The organism is Chryseobacterium sp. CP-77 (assembly GCF_036362765.1).
Lineage (GTDB): Bacteria > Bacteroidota > Bacteroidia > Flavobacteriales > Weeksellaceae > Chryseobacterium > Chryseobacterium cupriresistens.
In genome coordinates, this window is sequence record NZ_CP143637.1 from 2,208,198 (window position 1) to 2,231,673 (window position 23,476).

Here is a 23,476-nt window from a genome sequence, read left to right on the forward strand (position 1 = left end):
TATAACATGAAAAAGTTCGTTTTATATTCTTTAATGCTTGGCGCTCTAGTATCAACTACCGCATGTAGAAATATAGAAGAAGATGGACCTACCATTATTCAAAATGGAGGTAACGGAAACGGAGAAACTGAAAACCTTATTCTTTCAGGAAAAATCACTTCCAATACTACACTTAAAGCCAATAAAATCTATAAGCTGAGAGGATTGGTATATGTAACTAACGGAGCTACTTTAACGATCGAGCCAGGTACAAAGATTGTAGGTGAAGCTGATAAAAACGGAGCTTTGATCATTACAAGAGGAAGTAAAATCATGGCAGAAGGTACTGCTGCCAACCCTATTATTTTCACTTCAGAAAAACCAAGTCCTAAAAGAGGAGACTGGGCAGGTTTAGTTATTTTAGGAAATGCTCCTACCAATGCCTCTTTCGGAGGTGCAAACGGAGTTGGAGAAATTGAAGGAGGAATCAACAACTCTGAAGGTCTTGGACTTTATGGCGGAACCAACGCTGCGGACAACAGTGGTGTATTAAAATATGTAAGAATAGAATATGCAGGATATGCATTTTTACCAGATAAAGAGGTTAACGGACTTACATTCGGTGGTGTAGGTAACGGAACTACAGTAGATTATGTAGAGGTTGCTTATGCTAACGATGACAGTTTTGAGTGGTTCGGAGGAACAGTAAACTGTTCTCACCTTATTTCTTACAAAGGTCTTGATGACGATTTCGATACTGACAACGGGTATTCAGGAAAGGTACAGTTTGGTATCGCAGTAAGAGATTCTCAGGTAGCAGATGTTTCAGGTTCTAATGCATTTGAATCTGATAATGATGCCAACGGTTCTACTTTAACGCCTCAGACATCCGCTACGTTCTCTAACATGACGATTATCGGGCCAATCAACTCTGCAGCTCCGGGATCAATCAATGCGTTATTCCAGAATGCATTACAGATCAGAAGAAACTCTTCAATCTCTGTATTCAACTCTGTATTCACAGGATTCCCGGTTGGTTTATTCATCGATGCCACGAAAGGTTCTCCAACAGATAACAATATTGTTGGTAACAAATTATTCTTCGAAAACAACATATTGGCTGGAACTACAACTCCTTTAAAATTCGGACCATCTACCTCTACTCCTACAACGTATACATTGGCCGATCTTACAACATGGTTCAATGCTAAAGGAAACACCATCCTTGCGTCTACAGCTGATGTAAAACTTGCCGGTGCTTGGGCTCCTGCAGGAACTACTCCAAACTTTACACCTACTTCAGGTTCTCCATTATTAACAGGTGGAGCATTTACAAACGCTAAATTAGCAACATGGTTTACGCAGGTTACTTACAGAGGTGCTGTAAAAGATGCTACGGATACATGGTATGCAGGATGGACTAACTTTAACTTATAACATCATCATATAAGTACCTAGATTTAATTTCAAATAGAGGCCTCCGGAAGTAATTTCCGGGGGCTTTTTTTATCGTTATTACGGGATATTACAAATAGTAGGAATTTTGAATATGAATAGATGTTCACATTGTAAAACATATAAAGGGAATATGAACAGTAATTTTGGGGTTTGAATACAGATATTCTTTCATAAGTTTTGGCTAAAGCCTGAGGTATATTTTTTTCCATTCAAACGGGCTAAAGCCCGTTCCTATTGAATATAAATAATCTCGAAATTTATAATCATAATCTCAAAACTCGAATCACGAATCTCAAAAGCTCGCATCCCGCACCCCACACAAAAAAAGCCACCAGAAAAGCTTCCGATGGCAGTTACAAAAAACAAGTGTATAAAAATATATATACTTCACATTAATTTCTCCAGAATAAATTCCCGCCATTCATCAGGGCTTTAATTTCGGACATTCTGGAAACAGCTTCAGCAGAACATGACGCGTCTGTCAGAACAATAGCGGCTTCATCACCGGCTGTTGGCCACTGCTGGTTTCCTTTTTCATCCAGAGGAAGAATGGCTTGAGTCGCAAACTGCAAAGCTCTTGAAAGGGCATATTCTGTAGTATAACCGTACAGTTCAGCAATAAGATTCGCTTTCTGCAGCATACTTCCGGATCCGAAAGTGCTCCAGTAGTCCTGTACGTTGTCATTTCCAATCAATACGTTTACTCCGTATTTTTTCAGGGTTGGAATAGGCATTACTTTTCCTTTAAAAGGTACGGAAGAAGCGATTCCTACTTTTCCGGCAGCCAATCTTTCCGCAATCTGTTCAGTTTCTTTAGGAGAAAGATGAGCTAAAGCAAATGCATGGCTTACAAACGTTTTTCCCTGAAGTACCGGGTTTTCGACCGCTTTATCAATCAGATAATTGATCGTTTTCATTCCGGACTCTCCTGCTTCGTGCAGATGAATATCAATTCCTTTGTTGTGATCTAAAGCCAACTGAACCGTAAAATCCATTACTTTTTCAATGCTTCCATCAATACTGAAAGGATCCAGTCCGCCAATAAATCCTACACTTTTCAGTTGGGCTGCTTCTTTCATCAGTGGAGCAGATTCTGTGTAATATACTCCATGCTGTGGGAAGGCCACCAGTTCGGCTTTAAAAGAATCTTTTTTATTTTCAAGAGCCTGCTCAAGATGTTCCAGAGATTTCAGTCCTGATGTAGGATCAATATTGAAATGCGTTCTTACGAAATGCGTTCCGTAATGCTGTTGTAAACTGATCAGCTGTTCTGCCCTGCTTACCGAAGTTTTCAGCAATTCAGGAATGATTTCCTGCTCATAGGCGATCATATCTTTCACCGTTTTTCTTTTCGGAGAAAGGGCCTGCCAGGGAAGGCCATATAATGTTTTATCCAGATGAATGTGCATATCCCTGAATGCGGGAAGCATCAGGTATCCTTTAGCATCGATGGCATTGGAAGCCGGATCATTGGCTTTTACTGTTTTTATTTTTCCGTCTTCAATTTCAATACTGAAAAGGTCTGTTTTTGTTCCGGTAACCTCTTCATTTTCGTATTCAAAACCTGTTTCCAGACGGACATTTTTCAGGAAATAGTTTCCTTTTGCAGTTAATTGATAGGGAAATTTCATGATGTAAAATTTAACAATACAAAATTAAGCCGGCCTGAAGTAAAACCGGTGTATCAATCATGTCTTGTTTTGTACAGATTATTCTTTGAATTGGGAAGGTGTCATTCCCGTCTGCGCTTTAAAGAATTTGGAAAAGCTGGCATGATCATAGAAACCAAGATCATAAACAATATCTTTTACAGACATTTCGGAAACTTTCAGCAGTCTTTTGGCTTCCAGTAAAATGCGGTCCTGAATAAGTGAAGATGCTGAAGCATTGAGATTTTTCTTACAGACAATATTCAGGTAGTTGGCAGAAATATTCAGTTTATCGGCATAAAATGATACAGATCTTTCTGTTTTAAAATATTCATCAATCAAATGCAGAAATTTTGAAATAATAGGATTTGAGTTATAGATTTCAAAGTCTTTAAAAGCGCCTTCCACAGATTTACTTACCAGCAGACCAATTAATTCACTTCTTTTCTGGATCAATTCCCAGAATACTTTTTCTCCATTCAGTTCTTTCCGGATTTCCTGAAATTCATAAAAAAACTTAGCAAACGTTTCTTCAGAAAGAGTGATTACCGGATGATTCTGATAATAAGAGGCAGAAAATCTTAATGAAGGCAGAAAACTTTCAAACCAGTCCCGGCTGATCATCAGCTGATAACCGATGGTTTCTTTTCCAATCACCCATTGATGTACCTGATCAGGAAAAACAAGGTGAATCTGATAATCTTTTACCTGATATTCTGTAAAATCGATGGTATGTGATCCTGCTCCCTGCTCAAAGAGATTAATGATGAAAAAATCATGTTTATGGGGATCATCAATGGAACGTGCTCCGGAGAGATCATTAAACAGCAAATTACAGCTGTTCAGCTGATTTTCACTAAATTCCTGTATTCCCAAAATAGGAAAATGATCTGTATGGTAAGCCACTCTGCCTGATTTTCTCCTAAAATTACTAAAATTTACGAGAGAAAAAACTAAAACAACCACAAAAGGGACAAAAGCTTTATTGTATCACGCTATCTTCATTTTCCATCTTCGTTTCGTGACTTTTCGTAAACTTTCATCCCCTTTATGGTTGAAAAAACACAACTAGATTATAGATTAATTTATTTAATCCTTTTTTTCTACATTAAAAAACAACGTTTCCTTCATGAACTAAAGACTCCACGTCTGAAATTCTTGATACTGCTTCTGCAGAACAACTTGCTTTGATCAATACAAAATTTGCTTTATCACCCGACTTTGGCCATTGCTGAGTTCCTTTATCATCTAACGGAAGGATATTTCCAGTGGCCAGTTTTAAGCTTCTTGATAATAAAAACTCTGTTGAATATCCATACAATTGTGCCATTAAATTGGCTTTCTGAAGTACACTTCCTGTCCCGAAAGTATTCCAGTGATCCACAATACTGTCATTTCCTGTGAGAACAGTTACATTATGCTTGTAAAGTGTTGGTATTGGCATGATCAGTCTTCCGAAAGGGATTGTAGAGACAATTCCGATCTGTGCTTCACCTAATTTTTCAGCAATTTCTTCCTGTTTTGCAGCTTCTAATTTTGCAAGAATAAAACAGTGGCTTACATATGTTTTCCCTTTCAAAGCAGGGTTTTCGTTTACTTTTTTAATCAGGTATTCTACCGTTTTCAATCCCGAATCTCCGGTTTCATGTAAATGAATATCAATTCCTTTTTTATGATCCAACGCAAGCTGAACAGTAAAGTCTACCACTTTTTCGATATCGCCATCAATGTTGAACGGATCTACTCCACCAATAAAATCGATGTCCATCTTCGCAGCTTCTTTCAGATAAGGTACGGAATCCGTATAGAAAACACCATGCTGTGGGAATGCCACCAGCTCGGCTCCAAAGCCTTTCTTTTTATTTTCTAACGCTTTCTGCAGATTTTTTAAAGACTGAAGTTTTGAAGTGGGTTCAATATTCACATGGCTTCTCGCGTAGGAAGTTCCTTTCGACTGTAACAGTTCAATTAGCTTTTCAGCCTTAAAGGTGGAATTTTTAAGCATCTCAGGAAGCATTTTCTGCTCCAGCTCAATCATTCCTTTGACACCTCCTGTTCTTTTTCTAACGGCCTGCCATTGATCTCCATAAAAAGTTTTATCCAGATGGATGTGCATATCCTTAAATGCGGGAAGCATCAATAGTCCTTTTGCATCTACCGCTTTAGCATTAGGTTGGTTGGGAGCGACCTTTGTTATTTTTCCATTCTCAACTTCTACATAGAACAGATCTGTTTTGGTGGAAGCCACTTCTCCGTCCTGGTATTCGAAACCTGTTTCCAGGCGAACATTTTTAAGGCTCATTTTTCCTTTTGCTGAAAGATTTTCCTCATCGAAAGGCGATGCAGTCATGATATTGGGTATTAAAGTTAATCCCGCTCCAGCCAACGCTGAATTCCGGATAAAATCTTTACGGGAGATGGTATTGTCTGAGGTCTTCATTTCCAATCTATTTAAGACAAAATTAAAAAGAAGCCCCCTTGAATGAGGTGTATGGTTTATTACAAAATCTGTATGATTTATACTTTGTGGTAATTATTTGGGAGAATACTTTATCATTTCCTTAAATTATCTTTTCTATACTACAATAAAGAAAATATCCACAACGCTTGTCATTCCGCAAGAATCCCCAATTATGCTGTTTTTACGCTGTTGAAACTTCTACAGAGTGACAAAGGGGACAGCCTTTACTTTTTGTATAAAACTAAGACTAGTAATTCCGACTAGTATAAAAATAATACACATAGTTTGTCATTCCATAGGAATTCAGATTATACTGTTCTACCTTGCTGAGACTTCTACGTAATGAGAAAGATTGTGTTAATTTTTTTTCAATTCAAACTCTTTAAATCAAATTTCTTTTGCATAAAAAAAACCGGATGTGAAATCCGGTCTTGTTTATATTTATTTATTTGAATACTCAAATTTTCTTACTGCTTCCAATGTCATATCAATTTCTTTATCCTTGATGGCATCGCTGATGAAGTAAGTTTCATAACCGCTTGGCGGGAGGTATACTCCATTCTGAAGCATCTGGTGGAAGAAGTTGTTAAACAATGAGTGGTTAGCTTCCTGTGCCTCATCAAAGTTGGAAACACTTTTAATATGGAAGAATACAGACATCATAGAACCTTTTCTGTTGATTCTGTGAGCAATCCCCTTTTCGTTTAATATTTTTCCGATCTCAAAATCTAATGTTTCTGTTGTTTTTTCCAGTCTGTTGAAAAACTCAGGGTCATTTTTAATAAGCTGAAGGGTTTTTAATCCTGCTCTCATGGCTAAAGGATTTCCGCTTAATGTTCCCGCCTGGTATACCCCTCCTTTTGGTGCAAGGTGATCCATAATTTCATTTCTACCTGCGAAAGCTCCTACCGGAAGACCTCCACCGATTACCTTTCCGTAAGTCACTAAATCTGCTTTTACATTGAAAAGTTCCTGTGCACCTCCGAAAGCTAATCTGAAACCGGTCATTACTTCATCAAAGATTAACAAAGCACCGTTTTCATCACAGATCTTTCTCAGGTTTTGTAAGAAATCGTTTTCAGGCAGCACACAACCCATATTTCCAGCAACCGGCTCTATAATCACAGCTGCAATTTCTCCCGGATTATGACGGAATAAATCCTGAACCTGTTCAAAATCATTATAACGGGCCAGCAAAGTATCTTTTGCAGTTCCGGCAGTTACTCCCGGAGAATTTGGGTTTCCGAATGTAGCGGCACCGCTCCCTGCCTTGATCAGGAATGAATCTGAATGCCCGTGATAACAGCCTTCAAATTTTACGATTTTATCTCTTCCTGTATACCCTCTTGCCAGTCGGATGGCACTCATACATGCTTCTGTTCCTGAAGAAACCATTCTGATCTGGTCAATATTCGGGACATTTTCAATGATGAATTTTGCTATTTCCGTTTCCAGTTCTGTAGGAGCACCAAAAGAGAATCCTTTCTCTGCCTGTATTTTAAGTTCTTCCAGTACTTCAGGATGTGTATGTCCTAAAATAGCAGGACCCCATGAGTTAATATAATCGATGTAAGTATTATCATCTGCATCGGTAAGGTAAGCTCCTTTTGCCGATTTCATGAAAACAGGCACTCCTCCTACGGATTTGAATGCTCTTACCGGAGAGTTCACGCCTCCCGGAATGTATTTGTAGGCTTCATCAAATAAAGCCGAACTTCTCTGATACTTCATTTTTCTTTTATTTTATTATTTAACCCTCAAAGTAAAGGGTTCCATCTTCTCCTGCATAATTTTTCTGCCCATTACTTATCATGTAATATATCTGAAAAGGATTGCCATTTTTCAAAACGATCATAGCTGGCTCAAATTTTCCGTATAAAACCTTATTATTGGGAAGAATTGTCTTAAAAATCACATTATTTCTGTTATTCGGATCAGGTTCTGAAAGAACAACTAAATGGCTGTCATCTATCAGATTGATTGTTTCATATCGTATAGGATAAACCTCCCGCAAATTTTCATCTGCTAACCCCAAAAAACCTGAAACGTTGGTTGTCAAAATATAAGGTTTACCTTTATAAAACTGCCATCCTACGTATGCTATATCCTGTGTATTGAGAAATACTTTCTTAAGTTTAGGGACATACATCCCGACATAGGTATTTCCGTCCATGATCTCCAGAAAATCAGCTTTGTAATTCCATTGATAACCATCATTATCATATGACTCCAGCATATCCAGATCATCATCATCAAGATCTTCCCTGCTTAATGTCAATTTTGCGTTATTTCTGTTAAGCGGACTATAATTTTCCCAACCACTGTCTCTTACAGGATAACTTTCTTGCTTAATATATTTGTCAAGACGCATTTTGGTCTTGATGGAATAGTAATAATAATCCCATCCATCAAAAACCAGATATTTATCTCCTTCTACAGATATAGGTATATTGGAAATAAATGGCATGATCATAACAGCATTTCGATCCACGATTCCAAATCGTCCATTTTGTTCCGCATGAAACCCTCCTATAGATTCGTCATAACTGCTTATGCTGCTATATTGTGGTTGTACAACTATAAATTTATTAATATCGCAAAGTCCCCATAATTTTCCTTTTCTGTAAGGAATATAATTTTGCTCCTGAGAAAACATTGTACACGACATAAATATCAGAAATATCAACAGATATTTAGTTTTGATATTTAAGATTCTCATTGTTTTGGGGTTATTATTAGTTTCGCGGTTTTTTGTCTATTAAATAAATCAGCTGTCCTGCTGAAGGCTGCTGCCCTTCATCCATTCTGTTTTTAGCATATAATTTATTTAACTTGATTCCGAATTTCTGTGCAATATCATGCATATCTTCTCCAGACACCGCTTTATAGGTTGCGGTATTTCCTGTAGAGTTTTTTGATTCAAGGAAAACGATATCATTTTTCTTTAAAGACTCATTTTCCAGTTCATTCCATTTCATCAGCCTGCTTTCGCTTACTTTGAATTTGTTGGCAATGAATTTCACATCGGTATCTTCAGGAATGATAATATATTTCAGCCCGTCATTCGGGTGACTTTTGATAAGAATAGAATTAAGAATTTCAGCCTTCGTTTTGATTCTCTCTACTCTTTTTTGCTGTTGGGCATAAGAAGTCTGTTTGTAGGGAACTTCTACCGTCACCGGCTCTTTCACTTTTCTGGTTGCTTTTGAAGGTTCCAGCTGTGCCATGAAAGTTCTGTCGTCTTTCAGATCCGGGTACATTTTAAGAACAGCATACAATACTTCATTGGAATTGGTATTGTCGTATTCATATAATTTATACTTTTCAATTTTCGAGATAAGAATGGAAGCATAGCGCGGATTGGTAGCATATCCTGCTTTTTTTAAGCCGGTTGCCCACGCTCTGTAATCTTTCATATCCAGTTTGAAAAGGTTGGCGTAATATTTTCTTGTAGATAAAAATATAGAATGGTCTTCATAAGACTGTCTCGGATCGTCGTATACACGGAAACACTCATTGGGTGCATCATCGGTATGCTTCATTGTTCTACCGGTCCAGTCTTCTTTACATTTTATACCGAAGTGGTTTTTACCTTCCTGTGCCAGTCTGCTCTGTCCGCCCCCGGTTTCCAATAATCCCTGGGCAAGGGTAATAGAAGCCGGAATTTTATATTTTTCCATTTCTTCTACGGCATATTTAGCAAACTTCTGAATATACTGATCTTCGGTTGCCCAGGTCTGGGCTGAAAATTTTGATAAAACTAAAAGGCTTATGGATAGAAAAAGTCTTTTCATCTTATATTTTTTATTGTTTTAAAATGAAAGATGGAACACTAAGTGTTTCATGTTTTTCAATTTTACTTATATAATTAAATTTCTATTCTGTTTTTCCAACAGCAGATTCGCTCCTTCAATTCCCTGTAAACCACCAGTGTGAAAGCATAAAATCTTACTGTTTTCAGGAAAATATTCTTCTTCTATCATTTCAAAAACCTTCTCCATCATTTTCCCTGTATAAACCGGTTCCAGAGGAATACCGTATCTCTCCTTGAAATCATTGATAAAACGGACGTTTCCATCACTTATTTTACCATAACCTCCAAAACATGAATCTATTAGATTAAAATTCTGTTTCAAAGTTAATTCAAAAATTTTATTTTCAAGTGAAGCATCGTCAACAGCTTTAAATCCTATAACTTTCTGATTCTCTTCACAAAATTTTGAAATTCCGGCAATGGTACCACCGGTTCCAACTGCGGTGCAAAGATAGTCAAAATCTTTTGTTTGTTCGTTGAGCATCATTTTCACTCCTTCTACAGCCTCTTTATTGGTTCCTCCTTCAGGAACTATCAAAGCTTCAGGGAACTCCTGCTGAAGGAATTCTGTAAGTTTTTCTTTGTGACGGTATTCTTCACGGGTGACAAATTTCAGGTTCATCCCATTTCTTTTCGCAAAAAGTAAGGTTGGGTTATCGCGCCATTTATGCTCCAGTTCTTCCCCTCTGATGATTCCCAGTGTTGGAATACCCGCCCTGTTTCCTACCGCAGAAACCGCTGCAATGTGATTGGAAAAAGCACCTCCAAAAGTAATGATATAAGGGTTTCCCTGATTTTTTTCGAGATAGTTATTGACATTGTGAAAGAGTTTCCAGTATTTATTCCCTGAAATCAACGGATGAATCTGATCTTCCCTTTTAATGAAAAGTTTAATATTTTTATGAATGGGAATTTCCTGAATGGAAACGGGTTCTGTGGGAAGTTTTAATAGCATTTCAGTTTTACAACTCAAGATTTATTCTTTACAAAAGTAGGAAAAGATTTAATGTTGTGAGGAGTTTCTTTTTTCCCACAGATCGCACGGATTTGCACAGATGATGTTTTTGATTTTTTTGTGATGTGGGTTATTTAGTTGTAAGTTTTGGTTAAAACCGAATGAATATTGATTTATTTGATAAGTGGGCTAAAGCCCACCCCTATTGAATATTAAATGCTGAATATAGAGAATATTGAAATCCACCGTTTAAAATATAAAATCAAAAAAAATAACCTCTCCAACCTCGAATCCCGACACCCCGAAACATTAAACATGAAATTCATCATTTATAATTTCAGAGGTATTTCCTGAAGTTCCAGAATTTTCTTTTTCTGAGATAGTTCAGGTTGTTTTCATTAGTGTAGGCTTCTCTTTCAAAGGATATTCTTCTATAGGCCAGATATCCGTCTTTGAGTTTAAAAAACCAGTAATAATATTCAATACCATAGAAAATATAGAAGAAAATAACGAGCATTTCCAGTTGCTGGCGTAAATGAATTTTTTCGTGATTGATCAATACATTATTTTCCTTATCTTCGGGTTTCCTAATGAAGATAAAGGGAAAGAGAGCGATGCCATTAATTTTTAATTTTTTTAAAGGCTTTTGGCATACAATTATCATAGTAACAAATATAAAAAGTTTTTTGACTAGCATTTAACTTATGGCCCATTATGACATCAAAGAAGGTGAAGACTTCTACTATAATGAACAGGGGTACAAGGTTTTTACGGAAAAATTCCATCTGAAAAGGGGATATTGCTGTAAAAGCGGCTGCAGACACTGTCCTTACGGGTACGATAAAAAGACTGATACATTCATTAAAAGTGATAAAAAAAATAAATAAAATGAAAAAATATATTTTTATTTTGTTGGCATCTGCTACATTAGGTTTAACTTCTTGTAGCCCTTTTCAGGTACGTTCGGATTATGCTGAAACCGCCAATTTCAATTCTTACAAAACCTATAAAATAAGAATTGATGATCTAAAACTGAATGATATTGATAAAGACAGAGTGCTGAATGAGCTGTCGAGACAGCTTCAGAGCAAAGGACTTCAGTCCGGAGAAAACCCTGATCTGATTATCAACGTAAAAGCAAATCACAAAAAGATTACTGATATCAATTCCTCTTCTCCTTACGGAATGTGGGGATGGGGCGGACCATTCGGATGGGGTGTTGGCATGAACAGAACATGGACAACCAACTACAATGAAGGCGCACTTATTGTTGACCTTATTGATGCAAAAAGCAATAAATTGGTTTGGCAGGGTATCGGAAGCGGAATTTCTGTAGATTCTCCAAAAGCAAAACAGAGACAGATTCCAGAAATTATGGCTGAGATTATGAAAAATTATCCGCCACAAAGAAAATAAGATGTAAGTCATCCATTATATAGCCGGTACGTTTGGTATCGGCTTTTTTTATGGATAAAATTATTAAGTTTTAAGTTTTGGCTAAAGCCCGATAAATGGAATTACAATGTATAAGGCGGGCTGAAGCCCACCTCTATTGAATTGAATACAGATACAGATATTTAACCACAACATCATTCATCATTTACCACACATTATGCATTACATACAGTGTGTTTAAAATTAACAATTTTGTAATTTTTTATTCACAAAAATTGTGGTATTCTTGCTGAAACTTTATATTAAATATTAATTATGAAAAAAATCATTTTATTTTCTGTATTTGCGGGACTTGCCCACGCTCAGGCTCCTGCAGGATACTACAATTCTGCCAGCGGACTAAGTGGTGCAGCACTGAAAACTGAATTAAGCAGCATTATCACCAACGGACATATTGATAAAGGATACACTGGACTTTGGACAGGCTATAAAACTACTGATATTGACAAAGATTATGAAAATGACGGGACTATCCTTGATATTTATTCTGAAAAGCCTGCAGGGGCTGACCCGTATAACTATACTCCCGGAACCGACCAGTGCGGTACCTATTCCAGTGAAGGAAACTGTTATAACAGAGAGCACATTGTTCCTCAAAGTTTTTTTAATCAGGCCTCTCCAATGGTGTCTGATATTCACTTTATCAGAGCTACAGACGGAAAGGTAAACGGAATGAGAAGCAATTATCCTTTCGGAAAGGTAGGAAGTGCTTCTTTTACTTCACAAAATGGTTCCAAACTGGGAACCTCTTCTTCTTCAGGGTATTCAGGAACGGTATTTGAGCCTATTGACGAGTTTAAAGGAGATGTTGCCCGTATGATTTTTTATTTTGTAACCCGCTACCAAAGCAAGCTTTCTTCTTTTTCATCAGGAAATATGTTAGGAAGTTCTGCGTTCCCGGGACTACAGACATGGGAACTTAATGTCCTTTTGGCATGGCACAATCAGGATCCGGTTTCTCAGGCAGAAATCAAAAGAAATAATGCTTCCTATACTTTTCAGGGAAACAGAAACCCGTTTATCGACAATCCGAATTATGTTAATCTTATCTGGGGCTCCCAGCAGCCTTCAGGTGATACCCAGGCGCCAACTACAGCAACAGGTCTGAATGTTTCAGGAACAACTTCCAGCAGTATTTCTCTGGCTTGGAATGCTTCTACCGATAATGTAGGAGTAACAGGATATAATGTTTACATGAACGGAAGTCTGCAAACGACTACGAGTTCAACTTCCACAACAATTTCAGGACTTACTCCTTCCACAACTTACAGCTTTTATGTGGTAGCGAAGGATGCGGCTGGAAATTCTTCATCGAACAGCTCAACAGTTTCAGGTACTACTAACTCAGGAGGTACTACTCCGGGGACCAGCTGTGCCAATGAAAATTTTGAAACCATTCCTGCAGCCAACTCTACGTATACCACCAGAACATGGAGCAATGGTGGTATTTCCTGGACAGCAACGGATGCAAGAACAGACCAGACCATTAACAATAAAGCAATTACGGTAAGAAACGGCTCTTTAACTTCCGGAAGCTCTGCAAACGGTATTGGGTCTTTAACGGTAACTACACAGCTTAAATTCTCAGGAACCAATGGTACTTTTGATGTAAAAGTAAACGGAACAACCGTAGGAACTGTTCCTTACAGTACTTCAGTTACAACGACAACCATTAACAATATCAACGTTTCAGGAAATGTAGTGGTAAGTCTGGTTAATAATTCAACAAGTAACAGAGTGGCTATTGATGATCTTTCATGGACATGTTATTCAGGATCAACAGCAAGAATGGCTCAAAATACGGCAGCAGAAACTACATCCAACAGCTTTAAGATCTCTCCTAACCCTGTTACCAATCAGGAAATTTTTGTAAAAGGAGATCTTCAGAAAGTAAAAAAAGCCGAGATTTATAACCTTCAGGGGAAAACTCTTCAGACAATTGACCAGCCTTTCAGAAATGGAAATTCTATTAAAACCAGAAATCTTGGTCAGGGAGTTTATATTTTGAAACTGGATCAGGTGACGATGCAGTTTATAGTGAAATAGTTCAAATAGTAATTTGATATAAAAAATGCCGGTCTTTTTAGACTGGCATTTATTTTTTTAAACCCTCGCAGATTTTGCTGATTGAGCAGATCTTTTTTAATGCAGAGATTTTATTTTTCTAATGTTTTATTTTAGAGGGCAGAGAGGAATTAGCAAGCTGATCTGACTCAGCGAATGTTCTAAATTCCCTGTTTATTTTATCTTAATTAATTCGCAGAAATTTTATCCAGGTCTGGATATCCGGATCCTTTTAAAAGGTCTTTCCATTCTTTATTTCTGAATACGAAGAGATTACAGCGGTATTCGTCCGGTCTGTTATCTATTTTGGTTTCGCAGTAATAATAGAGCATATCTTTACTTCTCCAGATTGCGACTTCCTGTCTGAGTTTGTTATGTGTCCGGATGATCTCATTATCTTTAACTTCTGATTCAAAACCTTCCCGTATGGTATCAAAGCTAGGTTTCTGAAGTGTTTTATTTAAGTTTTCCAGAAGTGCTGTTTTTTCCTGCTCTGTATAAATATCAAGCTGATACATTCCAAGTTCGTCTTCTTTTTCATTGGCAAGCGGGCCAATTTCCTGATCTACTTTTCCGAAATGTAAAATTACTTTGTTTGTATTTTTATTATTTTTTCCTTCCAGATCAATTCCGTTGAAGTGCAATAATTCTTTTGAAGCAAAAGCCAGCTTTTCATTTCCGATCAGGGTAACTTCACTGGTACGGACAGCTTCTTTTGCTGTTGCTCCGGCAGATTTTAAAATATCGTTGATATTTTGTCCTGCTTTCAGTTTAGCAAGATTGAATGGTTCGGTCTGAGTACTTCCCTCTGTTTCAACCAAAGACTCACTTTCTTTATTTTTCTGCTGGCCGCATGACGCAAAGCTCAGACAGATTACCGCTGTTAATGCATATTTCAGATTTTTCATAATGTTAGTGTTAGTGTCCGGTTATCAATAATAAAACAGAAAAAACAGGATTCAAGTATCTGGAAACTGTTTTTTTATTTTGACTGACTGTTTTAATTCATATACTTATACTATAGGTTCATTATGTATTTTAGAAAAAATCTATTTCATAATAGGGTTCATTTTTATTTTTTAGGATAAGCAAGGGTAAAACTGTCTAAGATGGAGAACGTACCTGGATCTGAAGAATTCTCCACTCTGGTTCCTTTCTTTACTACAATCAGTTTGGTATTGGTATATTTTGTATTGTCCTGTGTCAGTTCCTGAGTTTGGGTTAAAAATATCCATTTATTTTTAGCTGATGCATCCCAGAAGTATGCAACCCCTGTTTTATCAGTGGATCTTTTCTCCGGGTGACCATAGGTTTTAGTCAAATAATCAATCAGCTTTTTCCCTTCGTCTTCTTTAGCAAGGTTCAGTATAAATCCAAGGTATTGATTATTCTGATAAGAGTTTACAAAAAGCGCAAGGTTGTTGTTGGAATAATCATATCCTTTAGGCACGGTATATTCAGAAAATGATACTGTTCCCAGCTTATAGTTTTTAACATCGGCCTGTTTATATGATAATAATCCGTAATTGGCTTCTGTTTCTTTTCCCCCCTTCGTAATATTATCCGATACTTTTTCATCAAATTTTAAAGATTCCAGATCGGTTTGTCCGTTGCAGGACACAATAGCCAAAAAGCTAAAGAATAAGATAAGATTTTTCATAATGATAATATCAGGTTTAATTAAAAACAGAAAAACAAGATTCAAGATCCGGAAACTGTTTTTTATTTTGACTGACTGTTTTAATTCATATACTTATACCATGGAGAAGCCGGAGGGGCAGGAAATTTTAATCCAAATACCGCATTATTACGATAAGCCTCTTTAGTAACAGAGATGTATTTATTTCTTATTCTTCCGTCATCTTCAATAGAGATGCTTAGTATGGAATAGCTCTTTCCATTATCCCAGAAGAAAGAAGTTGGATAAGTAAAGGAATTTTTCTCATTTTGATCCCATGACACTTTTTCCGGAGAAAGTTTTTTCAGTTTTTCAAAAATTGGTTTTACTAATTTGGCATCTACGGTTGTTTTGTCTGTAGTAGAAGCCGTAGGATTTCCATGTTTTTTTATTATTTTTTCTACAAACTCCAGAGAGTATTTTTCAGCAGCATTGGTATCAACAGCACCTACTTTTCCTTTGTATACGGTAATTCTTGTACCCATTGTATTATCTAATGGAATATTTTCATAAGACAGTCCTTTATTTTCATCAGCATAATATTGAATGATGTCTGGCTTAGCTGCATCTTTCAGAAACAGATTTTTGTTTTCAAAATCATACTTCTTTGCATCATCACCTAATGAAACCGTTGACAAATCAAATGATTTATTTCCACAACAGATATTGATCAATACTACAAAGATCAATATCAGAACTCTTACTTTTTTCATATTATTTTATATTTTGATGATTACTATAATCCGTTTAACTATACTTCTGTTTCTTTATGATTTCAAATATATGAATACTATACAGGAAATATTAATGAAAATAAGCAATAATGCAATCCTGAAGGACAAGGTCATTCTTTTTTTCATGGAATATGATGTGGTGTATGTAGAAATTAACGACGCGAAAAATGCTGCAAATCCTGTAAAAATACATCCTGCAGCAAACATTACCCAATCCAGCTGAAGTGTGTTTGTACTATCTTTCCCTACTTTATCTGTTATCTTCAATTTCTGTCCCATAGCGGGTGGGTGATCAGTTGTAATATCCAGTGTTTTTATTACTTTTTTTCCATTTGCATCAGTATATTCTACTTTCGGAAAGAAAATTACTTTGTCTCTATAGGTGGAAGTTGAAAAGTTCTTAAACTTTGTAATTTCTTTTTTATACCCCACAACAGTTGCTACATATTGCGGCTCATCAAATGTTCTGTAAGCCTTTTCCCAGAAAAAGGTATATGATAAGACAAACGCCATTGCATTGACAGAAATCATAATGATTGAGATGATTAAAAGAAGGAATGCTTTTTCCAGAAAACCTCCTTTTTTTCCTGCATTATTTCTGTTCGCTGCAAATTTCAAAAAGATTTTATATCCTTTATACAGAGAAAATATGACAATTATTGCTATAAAATATCCTAAAAAAGTCATTTTCAATGATTAAATAATACTGAAACCTTTTTCTTTTGTTCTCATATGAAGTTTCACCTCCATTTCTATATTGCTTTGTTTTTCAATATCCGGACTTTTAAACTGTAATGGTTGTGAGCCATCTTTTTTCATCAACCTTACTAATTTTCCATGTCCCATGATCTCGAGCTGTAGATCTCCTTCATGAAGTTCTTCCACCTCTAAATTCTGGGCAAATAATTGACCAGCACTTTCCAAAAAGCTTTTTTTCCGTTCTTCTGTATAGTATAAAGCTTGTTCCTGCAGCTTCATTTTATCCTGTGACATTTCCAGATACCTTCCGGCACTGTGGCTTTGCAATACTGTTCTAATCTGTTGATAATATTTGAAAACATCGCTGAAAAGATCTTCTTTTTTGATGTCTTTCAGATCTACCGAGTTCTGCCATCCATCAAGTACAAAAGGGAGCTCAACTTCTATTTCACCTTTGATTTCAAAATGAGGATATTTAATATTGTCACTCAAACCATCCCAGGGAGATTCTATTTTAGGATGAAACGCAAATCGTGAAGCCTTCCAGTTATCAAGCTCTGCACAGAAGAAATCGATGGACATCATATCATCTTCATCCAAAATATTTTTTCCTAAACGAGGATACATTTTCCCGGTTACTTTATATTTCCCACTCTGAAGCAATGCCTGATTGATCATTGTATCTCCTCCGAATCCTCCTTCTTTTGTTTCGTCTCCGTACCAGTCTATCACAGGAACATCATTTACGTAGATGGTTCCTGAGCAGTACATTCTCGGATATACAGAATATAATGGTTTTTTAAAATTATGCATACGTCAATTTAAGTTAAATATTTTTTTTCCAAATAATGAGTTTCTTCTTTTATAACTTTTTCTTCTACTTTAAAATTGCTTTTCCACCAGCCTACTTCTCCTTCTATTTCTACTGAAAGTACTACTCCTGAAAATTTCAGAATCGGCTGTATGAATAATCCCTTAGAATCAGAATCCAGTACAATATCTCCACCAAAGTAAGAATCTGCTTTTGCAGCGGCTTTAAATGTCATAATAGGCTTCGATTTTGTCCCTTTTACTCTTCCTACCTCAACGCTTACACTGAGTTCAATAGTGGCTCCCATTTTTCCTCCAATGGTAGTTTTTCCCTGCATATTGATCCCGTTGATACTGTCAATCTTCAGGGCATCTACCATTATTTCCAGCTCCCCATAAAATGTTGCTGTAAAGGTTACCGAAGCACCTAATTTTTCTAATCCTCCACGAAACTTATTAATAATTCTTGCCGCTGCCGGGTTTCCGGTTGCTCCATACGAAGCCGCCGCAATGGCTGCTCCCAATATATCAATAACAACTTCAGCTCCAATTAAAGGTTTAAATCCAAAGCCTACTTCACCAATAACGCTAAGTGTATTTCTTTCGTTGACTCTTTCCAGGTACCATTTTCCTACGACGGTAAATTTTGGATACCTGATATTGAAACCAACCGGTATTGCTGTTTCTTTTGCCGCACTTTGCGCATAGTTGATTGCATTTTGTACAATATTGACCGCAGTGGCAATCATTCTGGCTACCAGTTTGATTTTATCTGCAAATTCATTAGTAAAACTTCTCTTTTCTCTCCCGGCATCCCATTCGGCAGATATGCCCAACCCTATTGAAATCGGAACTTTCCCGGTTTCATTCATCCTCATTCTGTTATATCCTGCCTGTCTGGATTTTTCCTGGTGTTTTGCATAAACAGATCCTGGCGGCATATTGGCTGCTTTATAATTGGAAACATTCACCAAAAACTCAAGAGCAAGTTCCCATTTAATATCCGGATAAGCCTTGATCAGTACTGTAGTTCTTTTTTCATTGCTGAAATACCGGCAGCTATGCACATGCAGATGAAACTGATTCGGATTGGATGCTGAAGGCCAGATATATTCTACCGGAAAAGCGTTGACTCTGGAAAGGTTTGAATATACACCATATGTAAATGTAGGTGTATTAAATGTTTTTACAGTGTCTCCCTTATCTATTGCCTGCCCTACGTCTACAATCAGGGTCTGCTTTTTATGTTTTCCTTTGCTGTCTCTGAAACATTCATTGGTTTGAAAACCTGTAATATCAATTACTAAATTTTTCTTTGTAGATACACTCGGTGCTGTTACTTCATAACTGATGGTCTGTGCATCATGGGCATTGAATACAAATGAGATGTCTACTCTACGGTTATTTTCGTAGTCTTTCTCATTTTTGTATTTGATATTGTCTCTTCCCATTTTATCATCGGTAGGATCTACTTCTCCTTTTCCCACGGATATTATTCTTCTGGGATCTAATCCACCATCGGCAAAGAATTTTTTGACAACATCTGCTCTTCTTTGGGAAAGTCCTTTATTATAATTTTCTTTCCCTATAACGCAGGCATAACCACTGAGATTCATGGTGGCATCTTTATGTTCAAGAAGAAATTTGAGCACATTATTCAGGACGGCTTCCCCGTCTTTATCAATAATTGTAGAGTCAAACTTATAGTAGATGGTTCTCTGAATATGTTCCTGTAAAGCGGCGGATTTTATCAGTTTGACACCATTCCCGTTATCAAAGACTTTAACGGTTGTGTTGCTGGCTTTGCCGTCCTTGGTTTCATTTTCAGTAATCTTGATGACTTCAAATTTACAGGGTTCGAGTCTAACGGAATTGACATCCGGCTTATAAACTTTAGTCGGCGTCTGGTTCTGGGCTCCGTTGGTATTGGTAGTGGCAATTTTATTTTTAACATTCAGATAGATGGCATGAAGGTCATCTCCAAGCTTATCTTTAATGTATTTTTTGGATGCAACATCTTTTACTTTAACATAGAATTCCTCTACATTCTGAATATTGTCCACATAGGCCATCCAGGCAAAGGTATTTTCTATTTTCAGATTGACTTCACCATCGATTACCTGTACATTATTGTAGGTATGTACCAGTTTATCTGCTTTTGCGGATTGCTGATTCCACAATTCAATGCTGACTGTATTTCCATTCAGACCTTCTGTCACGAGGTTCAGATGAACAATATGTCCATAGGAAATATAATCAACTTTTTTATTGTTTTTAATGCTTTTGCTGTTCTTCTGGGTAGACCATTTGCTGCTCACAATTTTGGGTTCACACCAGCCTTTTACATATAGTCCTGTATTACCTTTAGGGTCTCTTACTCCTGAAAGGCTGGCTTCAATATAAAACTGATAGCTTCCGCAATACTGCTTACCAATTAAAAATTTATATCCGGTAGCAGAGGTGATCTGATTGATGATAATTTTTTTGCTGCTGTTCTGCCTCATCCAGGTAAGAGGTTTCTTTTTGTCGGCATCTGTGGTGCCCGGCAGCCATTCGTCTACACCAAACTGCACCCACTGATCCGGTTTTATGGTAATCCTTTGCCCTAATACAGACATTTTTGGATAATACAACCCGCTTACAACTTTTATTTTTTTTACGCCTTTTGCCATTTTCTTATCATTTAGATTGCACCATCCTGCCCTCCTCCTGAAGGCTGTTCGTTATACATTTCTTCGGAATCCACCAGCGGATTGATCTGCTGCTGAACGTCTTTGTCGGCATTTTTAAAGTTCTGCTGGCTGGCTTCTGCTCTTTGCCCGTGGTCTATAATTTCTATGCATGGCGTTCCGGCAACAGCACATACGGCTTTGCTGTCTTCCACAATGATATATCCACCGTTGCTGAGCTGTACTTTATCATAAAAGTTCTGCCATTCTGTAACCATAATTTTACACGGAGGCGGCGGACCTCCCATTTTGGTACAGTTTCCGAATGTATTTTTTTCAAATGTGGCGGCTCCTATTTCTTTCGTGGTAACGATCAGTTTTTTGGAAGCGCTTTTATCATTGGCATATTCTTTTTGGTGTGTAAGTACTTTCAGCTTGTCCGGAACCTGCCCGAACTGGCATTTGCATAAGGCGTCCTGTACTACAATATGTTTTTCTGCCATATTAATTTTATCTTTAGTGAAGTGGTTATTTATTATCAAATCCTGAAACTGATACTGAAATCTTTTTCTCTTCCTGCAGCATGATACTGCATTCGAGGTAAAGAGATTCCGGAAGTGAAGTTTCTCCTTTCAGATAACTTATGAGTCTGAAAGTTCCTTCTTCATTCATCACAGGATGATCTTCTATAATCAATGAAAAAGGTGATTTTCTTATAAAATCATCAATATTTCTTTCTTCATATAACTTTCCATATCCTTCTATGGTAATCAGGCCGGTTTCTCCTTTCACCGGATCTGTTTCCAGTGTCAGTTTATATACTGGTTCAATGGCATTGTCTGTTACCGGAAAGGTTTCTGTCATCTCAGTTCTATATTCATTTCCGAAACGCTGGTATATTCCAAAAAATAATGAGCGGATGAAATAATCATTTTTAATATACAGATTGATTGCTTCGGGCTGGCTGATCACTTTTTCAATTTTTCCGCAGTATTCGTCTACCGTTTCGCCTTCAAATTCTTTATAGAGTTCTTCTTTTACAGCTGCCCATCTTTTGGAAAATACCTCTGCATTTTCTACGGTTTCAAACCTTCCGTGTTCATCTGTACTGATTTGTAAAGGATATAAGACCCCGGAGGTTCTGTAAGCCAGCAGATCTGCAATTTCATTCACTTCTTCTTCGTTGAGATAGAGTTTTGATGTTCTGTCTATCTCAAAAAAATGATGTCCTTTTTCTGTTTTCAGCCAACGAACTGATGTTTCATATTTTAATTCGTTTTTCGATTCTCCTTTTTCAATGGTAATAACGACACTGTATCTTCGCACTTTGTTTTCAGGCTGAAGAGTAAGGCTGTTTCCTTTTCCGAATTTTACTAAAATGTTTTTATCTGCAACCGCCGTTCTCGGAACAAAAAGCTCTTTCTGCCCGTTGAGATTGATCAGGATCATATCCTTCACAGCGCAGTGGTTATTATGGAAGAGTTTTAATGCATCTTTATCAAGCCCGTACAGCGAGGCTATACTTTTTAAAGTTTCATCTTTCTGAACGGTATGTATATTATATTTCTGCATAAAAATGTTCCTGCTTCAAATTCTTTCTTGGTATAATACTCTTATTTAAATATTTAATGGATAACTCTTGTTCTGTTGGGTCTTGGATCCATCCCAATCTTTTCCCTTCTTGCTGACCAGTGAAGGTATTTATGGCGAAGTTTTCTTAAATCGGCTTGTTCCTTTACTTCTTTCTGATAAGCTTCCTGACGGTCTTCCGGAACTTCGTTTCCTCCATAAGCATCCCTAAGCTCTTTATAATGTCTGAAAGAATAAGGTTTGCCATCTCCCATCACATAAGTCCTGAGACGGTCTTTAATTCCTATTAAGAACTGATCATCCAAAATGGAATATTTGTCATCTGTCATTTTTTTTAAGGTGATAGGAAGATTTTTCTCAATGCCGTATTCCGCCATGAAATGCAATGGAATGTAACTGAAAGTCTTCACAAGATCACGTGTTCCTCTTAATGACAAATAGAATCCGGGAGTAATGGTAAGCTCACCTTTTTCGTACCATCCTTCATTTTCAAGTTCTGTTTTTAATGCTTCCAGCTTGCTGCTGGTAGTCCATGACGTTTCAATTTCTTCCCATGTTTCCTCTCCGTTTTCATAGGCACCTCCGACGTCGCAGTGTACACCTGGGAATGTTTTTTCGATTCCGATATGTACTCTTGTAAGGTCAAAGTTTTCTCTGTGCTCATCGGCTGCGATAAAGTGAACCACAGTCTGGGCTTTTCCGATGTCATTCAGGCTTAATTCTTCAACATCGTTACTGAAATTAGGCATTGGAGACAGGTATTTTGAATAGGAAGAAACGGTATCGTAAATCCCCAGAAATCTCACTTTCAACACATCAACTTTTAATCCTGCTTCTTCGAGTTTAAGACCGAGATGCCCCCATTTTGGAAGTTCTTCGGAATCAACATTTTTCCCATCATCATCTGAATAGGTGGTCACTGAAACAGCTTCGTTTGCGACGGTGCGTGAACTGGCTTTATATTTTGCTTTTCCGATTTCGTATACAAAATTACGGGCAGCGGCAGCTCCACGGCTGAATCCGAATACATCGAAAGTAAGTACGGCAATTTTATCAGCTTTCTTTTCAGCTTTAATGGTTTTCACCTTTTTTACGATTTCTTCGCAGCCTTTTCTAACTTTTGATCTGATCCCGGTTTCTCCGGTACCGAAAGCGTATCCGAGCGTTGCATCTCCTTCTTTATCCAGTGTACCGATACCTTCTATATAAATCCCGAAGTTTTTATCATAGTTATCCCACATGCGGGCTACATTACTCCAGTCATTGTTATAACTGGTATTGTCTTTAGCTCCGCCACCATGTTTTTTATGGGCATCTGTTCCCTTTTTTCTTTCCTCTGTATTGGTTTTATTATTCAGGGTTCCGTCAAAAAAAATCCCAATGGTAATATCCAGTACTTCCTCTTTGGATACAGATGGTGTATAACTTCCAAATTGATTGTTGTGCATCGTTCTTGTTTTT

21 protein-coding genes are annotated in these 23,476 nt (G+C 37.1%); 4 read left to right on the forward strand and 17 right to left on the reverse strand.

From position 1 onward, the window contains the following. Window positions 1–6: 6 nt before the first annotated feature. Window positions 7–1,416 (forward strand): hypothetical protein, encoded by a 1,410-nt coding sequence (locus V0410_RS09735; protein ID WP_330747316.1) that lies wholly within the window; start codon window positions 7–9, stop codon window positions 1,414–1,416. A gap of 413 nt (window positions 1,417–1,829) precedes the next feature. On the opposite strand, the gene V0410_RS09740 is transcribed toward V0410_RS09735, so the two are convergent. The 8 genes from V0410_RS09740 to V0410_RS09775 all read right to left on the reverse strand — a co-directional run bounded on the left by V0410_RS09740 (window position 1,830) and on the right by V0410_RS09775 (window position 10,980). Beyond that, window positions 1,830–3,068 (reverse strand): amidohydrolase, encoded by a 1,239-nt coding sequence (locus V0410_RS09740; protein WP_330747317.1) that lies wholly within the window; start codon window positions 3,066–3,068, stop codon window positions 1,830–1,832. A 78-nt stretch (window positions 3,069–3,146) separates the two neighbouring features. Further along, a complete protein-coding gene (locus V0410_RS09745; RefSeq protein ID WP_330747318.1) occupies window positions 3,147–3,992 on the reverse strand; it encodes an AraC family transcriptional regulator in 846 nt (281 codons plus the stop codon). A gap of 202 nt (window positions 3,993–4,194) precedes the next feature. Continuing rightward, on the reverse strand, window positions 4,195–5,526 hold the full coding sequence (locus V0410_RS09750) for an amidohydrolase (RefSeq protein ID WP_330747319.1): 1,332 nt from the start codon (window positions 5,524–5,526) through the stop codon (window positions 4,195–4,197). Window positions 5,527–5,988: 462 nt separating this feature from the next. Further along, entirely contained in the window at window positions 5,989–7,278 is a 1,290-nt protein-coding gene (hemL, locus tag V0410_RS09755) for a glutamate-1-semialdehyde 2,1-aminomutase (protein WP_227943004.1), read from the reverse strand. A gap of 19 nt (window positions 7,279–7,297) precedes the next feature. Further along, window positions 7,298–8,266 carry a hypothetical protein gene (locus V0410_RS09760; RefSeq protein ID WP_330747320.1) on the reverse strand — a complete coding sequence of 323 codons (969 nt, stop codon included), beginning with the start codon at window positions 8,264–8,266 and terminating at the stop codon, window positions 7,298–7,300. Between the two features lie 16 nt (window positions 8,267–8,282). Next, entirely contained in the window at window positions 8,283–9,341 is a 1,059-nt protein-coding gene (locus V0410_RS09765) for a glucosaminidase domain-containing protein (RefSeq protein WP_202838884.1), read from the reverse strand. A gap of 66 nt (window positions 9,342–9,407) precedes the next feature. Then, window positions 9,408–10,316, reverse strand: a complete 909-nt coding sequence (locus V0410_RS09770) for a 1-aminocyclopropane-1-carboxylate deaminase/D-cysteine desulfhydrase (RefSeq protein ID WP_330747321.1) — start codon at window positions 10,314–10,316, stop codon at window positions 9,408–9,410. Between the two features lie 337 nt (window positions 10,317–10,653). After that, window positions 10,654–10,980, reverse strand: a complete 327-nt coding sequence (locus V0410_RS09775) for a hypothetical protein (RefSeq protein WP_330747322.1) — start codon at window positions 10,978–10,980, stop codon at window positions 10,654–10,656. A gap of 40 nt (window positions 10,981–11,020) precedes the next feature. On the opposite strand from V0410_RS09775, the gene V0410_RS09780 reads away from it, so the two are divergent. From V0410_RS09780 to V0410_RS09790, 3 genes are all read left to right on the forward strand, one after another. After that, window positions 11,021–11,203 (forward strand): DUF5522 domain-containing protein, encoded by a 183-nt coding sequence (locus V0410_RS09780; RefSeq protein WP_047434227.1) that lies wholly within the window; start codon window positions 11,021–11,023, stop codon window positions 11,201–11,203. 1 nt (window position 11,204) lies between these two features. Further along, window positions 11,205–11,732, forward strand: coding sequence for a DUF4136 domain-containing protein (locus tag V0410_RS09785; RefSeq protein ID WP_110011388.1), 528 nt, complete (start codon window positions 11,205–11,207; stop codon window positions 11,730–11,732). Window positions 11,733–12,026: 294 nt separating this feature from the next. After that, window positions 12,027–13,817 (forward strand): endonuclease, encoded by a 1,791-nt coding sequence (locus V0410_RS09790; RefSeq protein ID WP_330747323.1) that lies wholly within the window; start codon window positions 12,027–12,029, stop codon window positions 13,815–13,817. 206 nt (window positions 13,818–14,023) lie between these two features. On the opposite strand, the gene V0410_RS09795 is transcribed toward V0410_RS09790, so the two are convergent. The 9 genes from V0410_RS09795 to V0410_RS09835 all read right to left on the reverse strand — a co-directional run bounded on the left by V0410_RS09795 (window position 14,024) and on the right by V0410_RS09835 (window position 23,463). Further along, window positions 14,024–14,743: a hypothetical protein gene (locus V0410_RS09795; RefSeq protein ID WP_330747324.1), complete on the reverse strand. Its 720-nt coding sequence runs from the start codon at window positions 14,741–14,743 to the stop codon at window positions 14,024–14,026. A 164-nt stretch (window positions 14,744–14,907) separates the two neighbouring features. Continuing rightward, window positions 14,908–15,495 carry a hypothetical protein gene (locus V0410_RS09800; RefSeq protein ID WP_330747325.1) on the reverse strand — a complete coding sequence of 196 codons (588 nt, stop codon included), beginning with the start codon at window positions 15,493–15,495 and terminating at the stop codon, window positions 14,908–14,910. Window positions 15,496–15,575: 80 nt separating this feature from the next. Beyond that, window positions 15,576–16,226 (reverse strand): hypothetical protein, encoded by a 651-nt coding sequence (locus V0410_RS09805; protein WP_330747326.1) that lies wholly within the window; start codon window positions 16,224–16,226, stop codon window positions 15,576–15,578. A gap of 54 nt (window positions 16,227–16,280) precedes the next feature. Beyond that, the gene (locus V0410_RS09810) at window positions 16,281–16,934 is read right to left on the reverse strand and encodes a hypothetical protein (protein WP_330747327.1); all 654 of its coding nucleotides are present in this window, start codon (window positions 16,932–16,934) and stop codon (window positions 16,281–16,283) included. Window positions 16,935–16,943: 9 nt separating this feature from the next. Continuing rightward, a complete protein-coding gene (locus V0410_RS09815; protein ID WP_330747328.1) occupies window positions 16,944–17,759 on the reverse strand; it encodes a hypothetical protein in 816 nt (271 codons plus the stop codon). 8 nt (window positions 17,760–17,767) lie between these two features. After that, window positions 17,768–20,428, reverse strand: coding sequence for an OmpA family protein (locus V0410_RS09820; protein ID WP_330747329.1), 2,661 nt, complete (start codon window positions 20,426–20,428; stop codon window positions 17,768–17,770). A gap of 11 nt (window positions 20,429–20,439) precedes the next feature. Continuing rightward, a complete protein-coding gene (locus tag V0410_RS09825) occupies window positions 20,440–20,928 on the reverse strand; it encodes a DUF4280 domain-containing protein (RefSeq protein ID WP_330747331.1) in 489 nt (162 codons plus the stop codon). Window positions 20,929–20,953: 25 nt separating this feature from the next. Further along, window positions 20,954–21,997, reverse strand: coding sequence for a hypothetical protein (locus tag V0410_RS09830; RefSeq protein ID WP_330747332.1), 1,044 nt, complete (start codon window positions 21,995–21,997; stop codon window positions 20,954–20,956). Window positions 21,998–22,050: 53 nt separating this feature from the next. Then, complete coding sequence (locus V0410_RS09835) at window positions 22,051–23,463, reverse strand: T6SS phospholipase effector Tle1-like catalytic domain-containing protein (RefSeq protein ID WP_330747333.1); 1,413 nt, start codon at window positions 23,461–23,463, stop codon at window positions 22,051–22,053. Window positions 23,464–23,476 lie beyond the last annotated feature (13 nt).

Coding starts and splice junctions, on each gene's coding strand:
- V0410_RS09735 (WP_330747316.1), top strand. CDS start 7: ATGAAAAAGTTCGTTTTATATTCTTTAATGCTTGGCGCTCTAGTATCA.
- V0410_RS09740 (WP_330747317.1), bottom strand. CDS start 3,068: ATGAAATTTCCCTATCAATTAACTGCAAAAGGAAACTATTTCCTGAAA.
- V0410_RS09750 (WP_330747319.1), bottom strand. CDS start 5,526: ATGAAGACCTCAGACAATACCATCTCCCGTAAAGATTTTATCCGGAAT.
- hemL (WP_227943004.1), bottom strand. CDS start 7,278: ATGAAGTATCAGAGAAGTTCGGCTTTATTTGATGAAGCCTACAAATAC.
- V0410_RS09760 (WP_330747320.1), bottom strand. CDS start 8,266: ATGAGAATCTTAAATATCAAAACTAAATATCTGTTGATATTTCTGATA.
- V0410_RS09765 (WP_202838884.1), bottom strand. CDS start 9,341: ATGAAAAGACTTTTTCTATCCATAAGCCTTTTAGTTTTATCAAAATTT.
- V0410_RS09770 (WP_330747321.1), bottom strand. CDS start 10,316: ATGCTATTAAAACTTCCCACAGAACCCGTTTCCATTCAGGAAATTCCC.
- V0410_RS09775 (WP_330747322.1), bottom strand. CDS start 10,980: ATGATAATTGTATGCCAAAAGCCTTTAAAAAAATTAAAAATTAATGGC.
- V0410_RS09780 (WP_047434227.1), top strand. CDS start 11,021: ATGGCCCATTATGACATCAAAGAAGGTGAAGACTTCTACTATAATGAA.
- V0410_RS09785 (WP_110011388.1), top strand. CDS start 11,205: ATGAAAAAATATATTTTTATTTTGTTGGCATCTGCTACATTAGGTTTA.
- V0410_RS09790 (WP_330747323.1), top strand. CDS start 12,027: ATGAAAAAAATCATTTTATTTTCTGTATTTGCGGGACTTGCCCACGCT.
- V0410_RS09795 (WP_330747324.1), bottom strand. CDS start 14,743: ATGAAAAATCTGAAATATGCATTAACAGCGGTAATCTGTCTGAGCTTT.
- V0410_RS09800 (WP_330747325.1), bottom strand. CDS start 15,495: ATGAAAAATCTTATCTTATTCTTTAGCTTTTTGGCTATTGTGTCCTGC.
- V0410_RS09805 (WP_330747326.1), bottom strand. CDS start 16,226: ATGAAAAAAGTAAGAGTTCTGATATTGATCTTTGTAGTATTGATCAAT.
- V0410_RS09810 (WP_330747327.1), bottom strand. CDS start 16,934: ATGACTTTTTTAGGATATTTTATAGCAATAATTGTCATATTTTCTCTG.
- V0410_RS09815 (WP_330747328.1), bottom strand. CDS start 17,759: ATGCATAATTTTAAAAAACCATTATATTCTGTATATCCGAGAATGTAC.
- V0410_RS09820 (WP_330747329.1), bottom strand. CDS start 20,428: ATGGCAAAAGGCGTAAAAAAAATAAAAGTTGTAAGCGGGTTGTATTAT.
- V0410_RS09825 (WP_330747331.1), bottom strand. CDS start 20,928: ATGGCAGAAAAACATATTGTAGTACAGGACGCCTTATGCAAATGCCAG.
- V0410_RS09830 (WP_330747332.1), bottom strand. CDS start 21,997: ATGCAGAAATATAATATACATACCGTTCAGAAAGATGAAACTTTAAAA.
- V0410_RS09835 (WP_330747333.1), bottom strand. CDS start 23,463: ATGCACAACAATCAATTTGGAAGTTATACACCATCTGTATCCAAAGAG.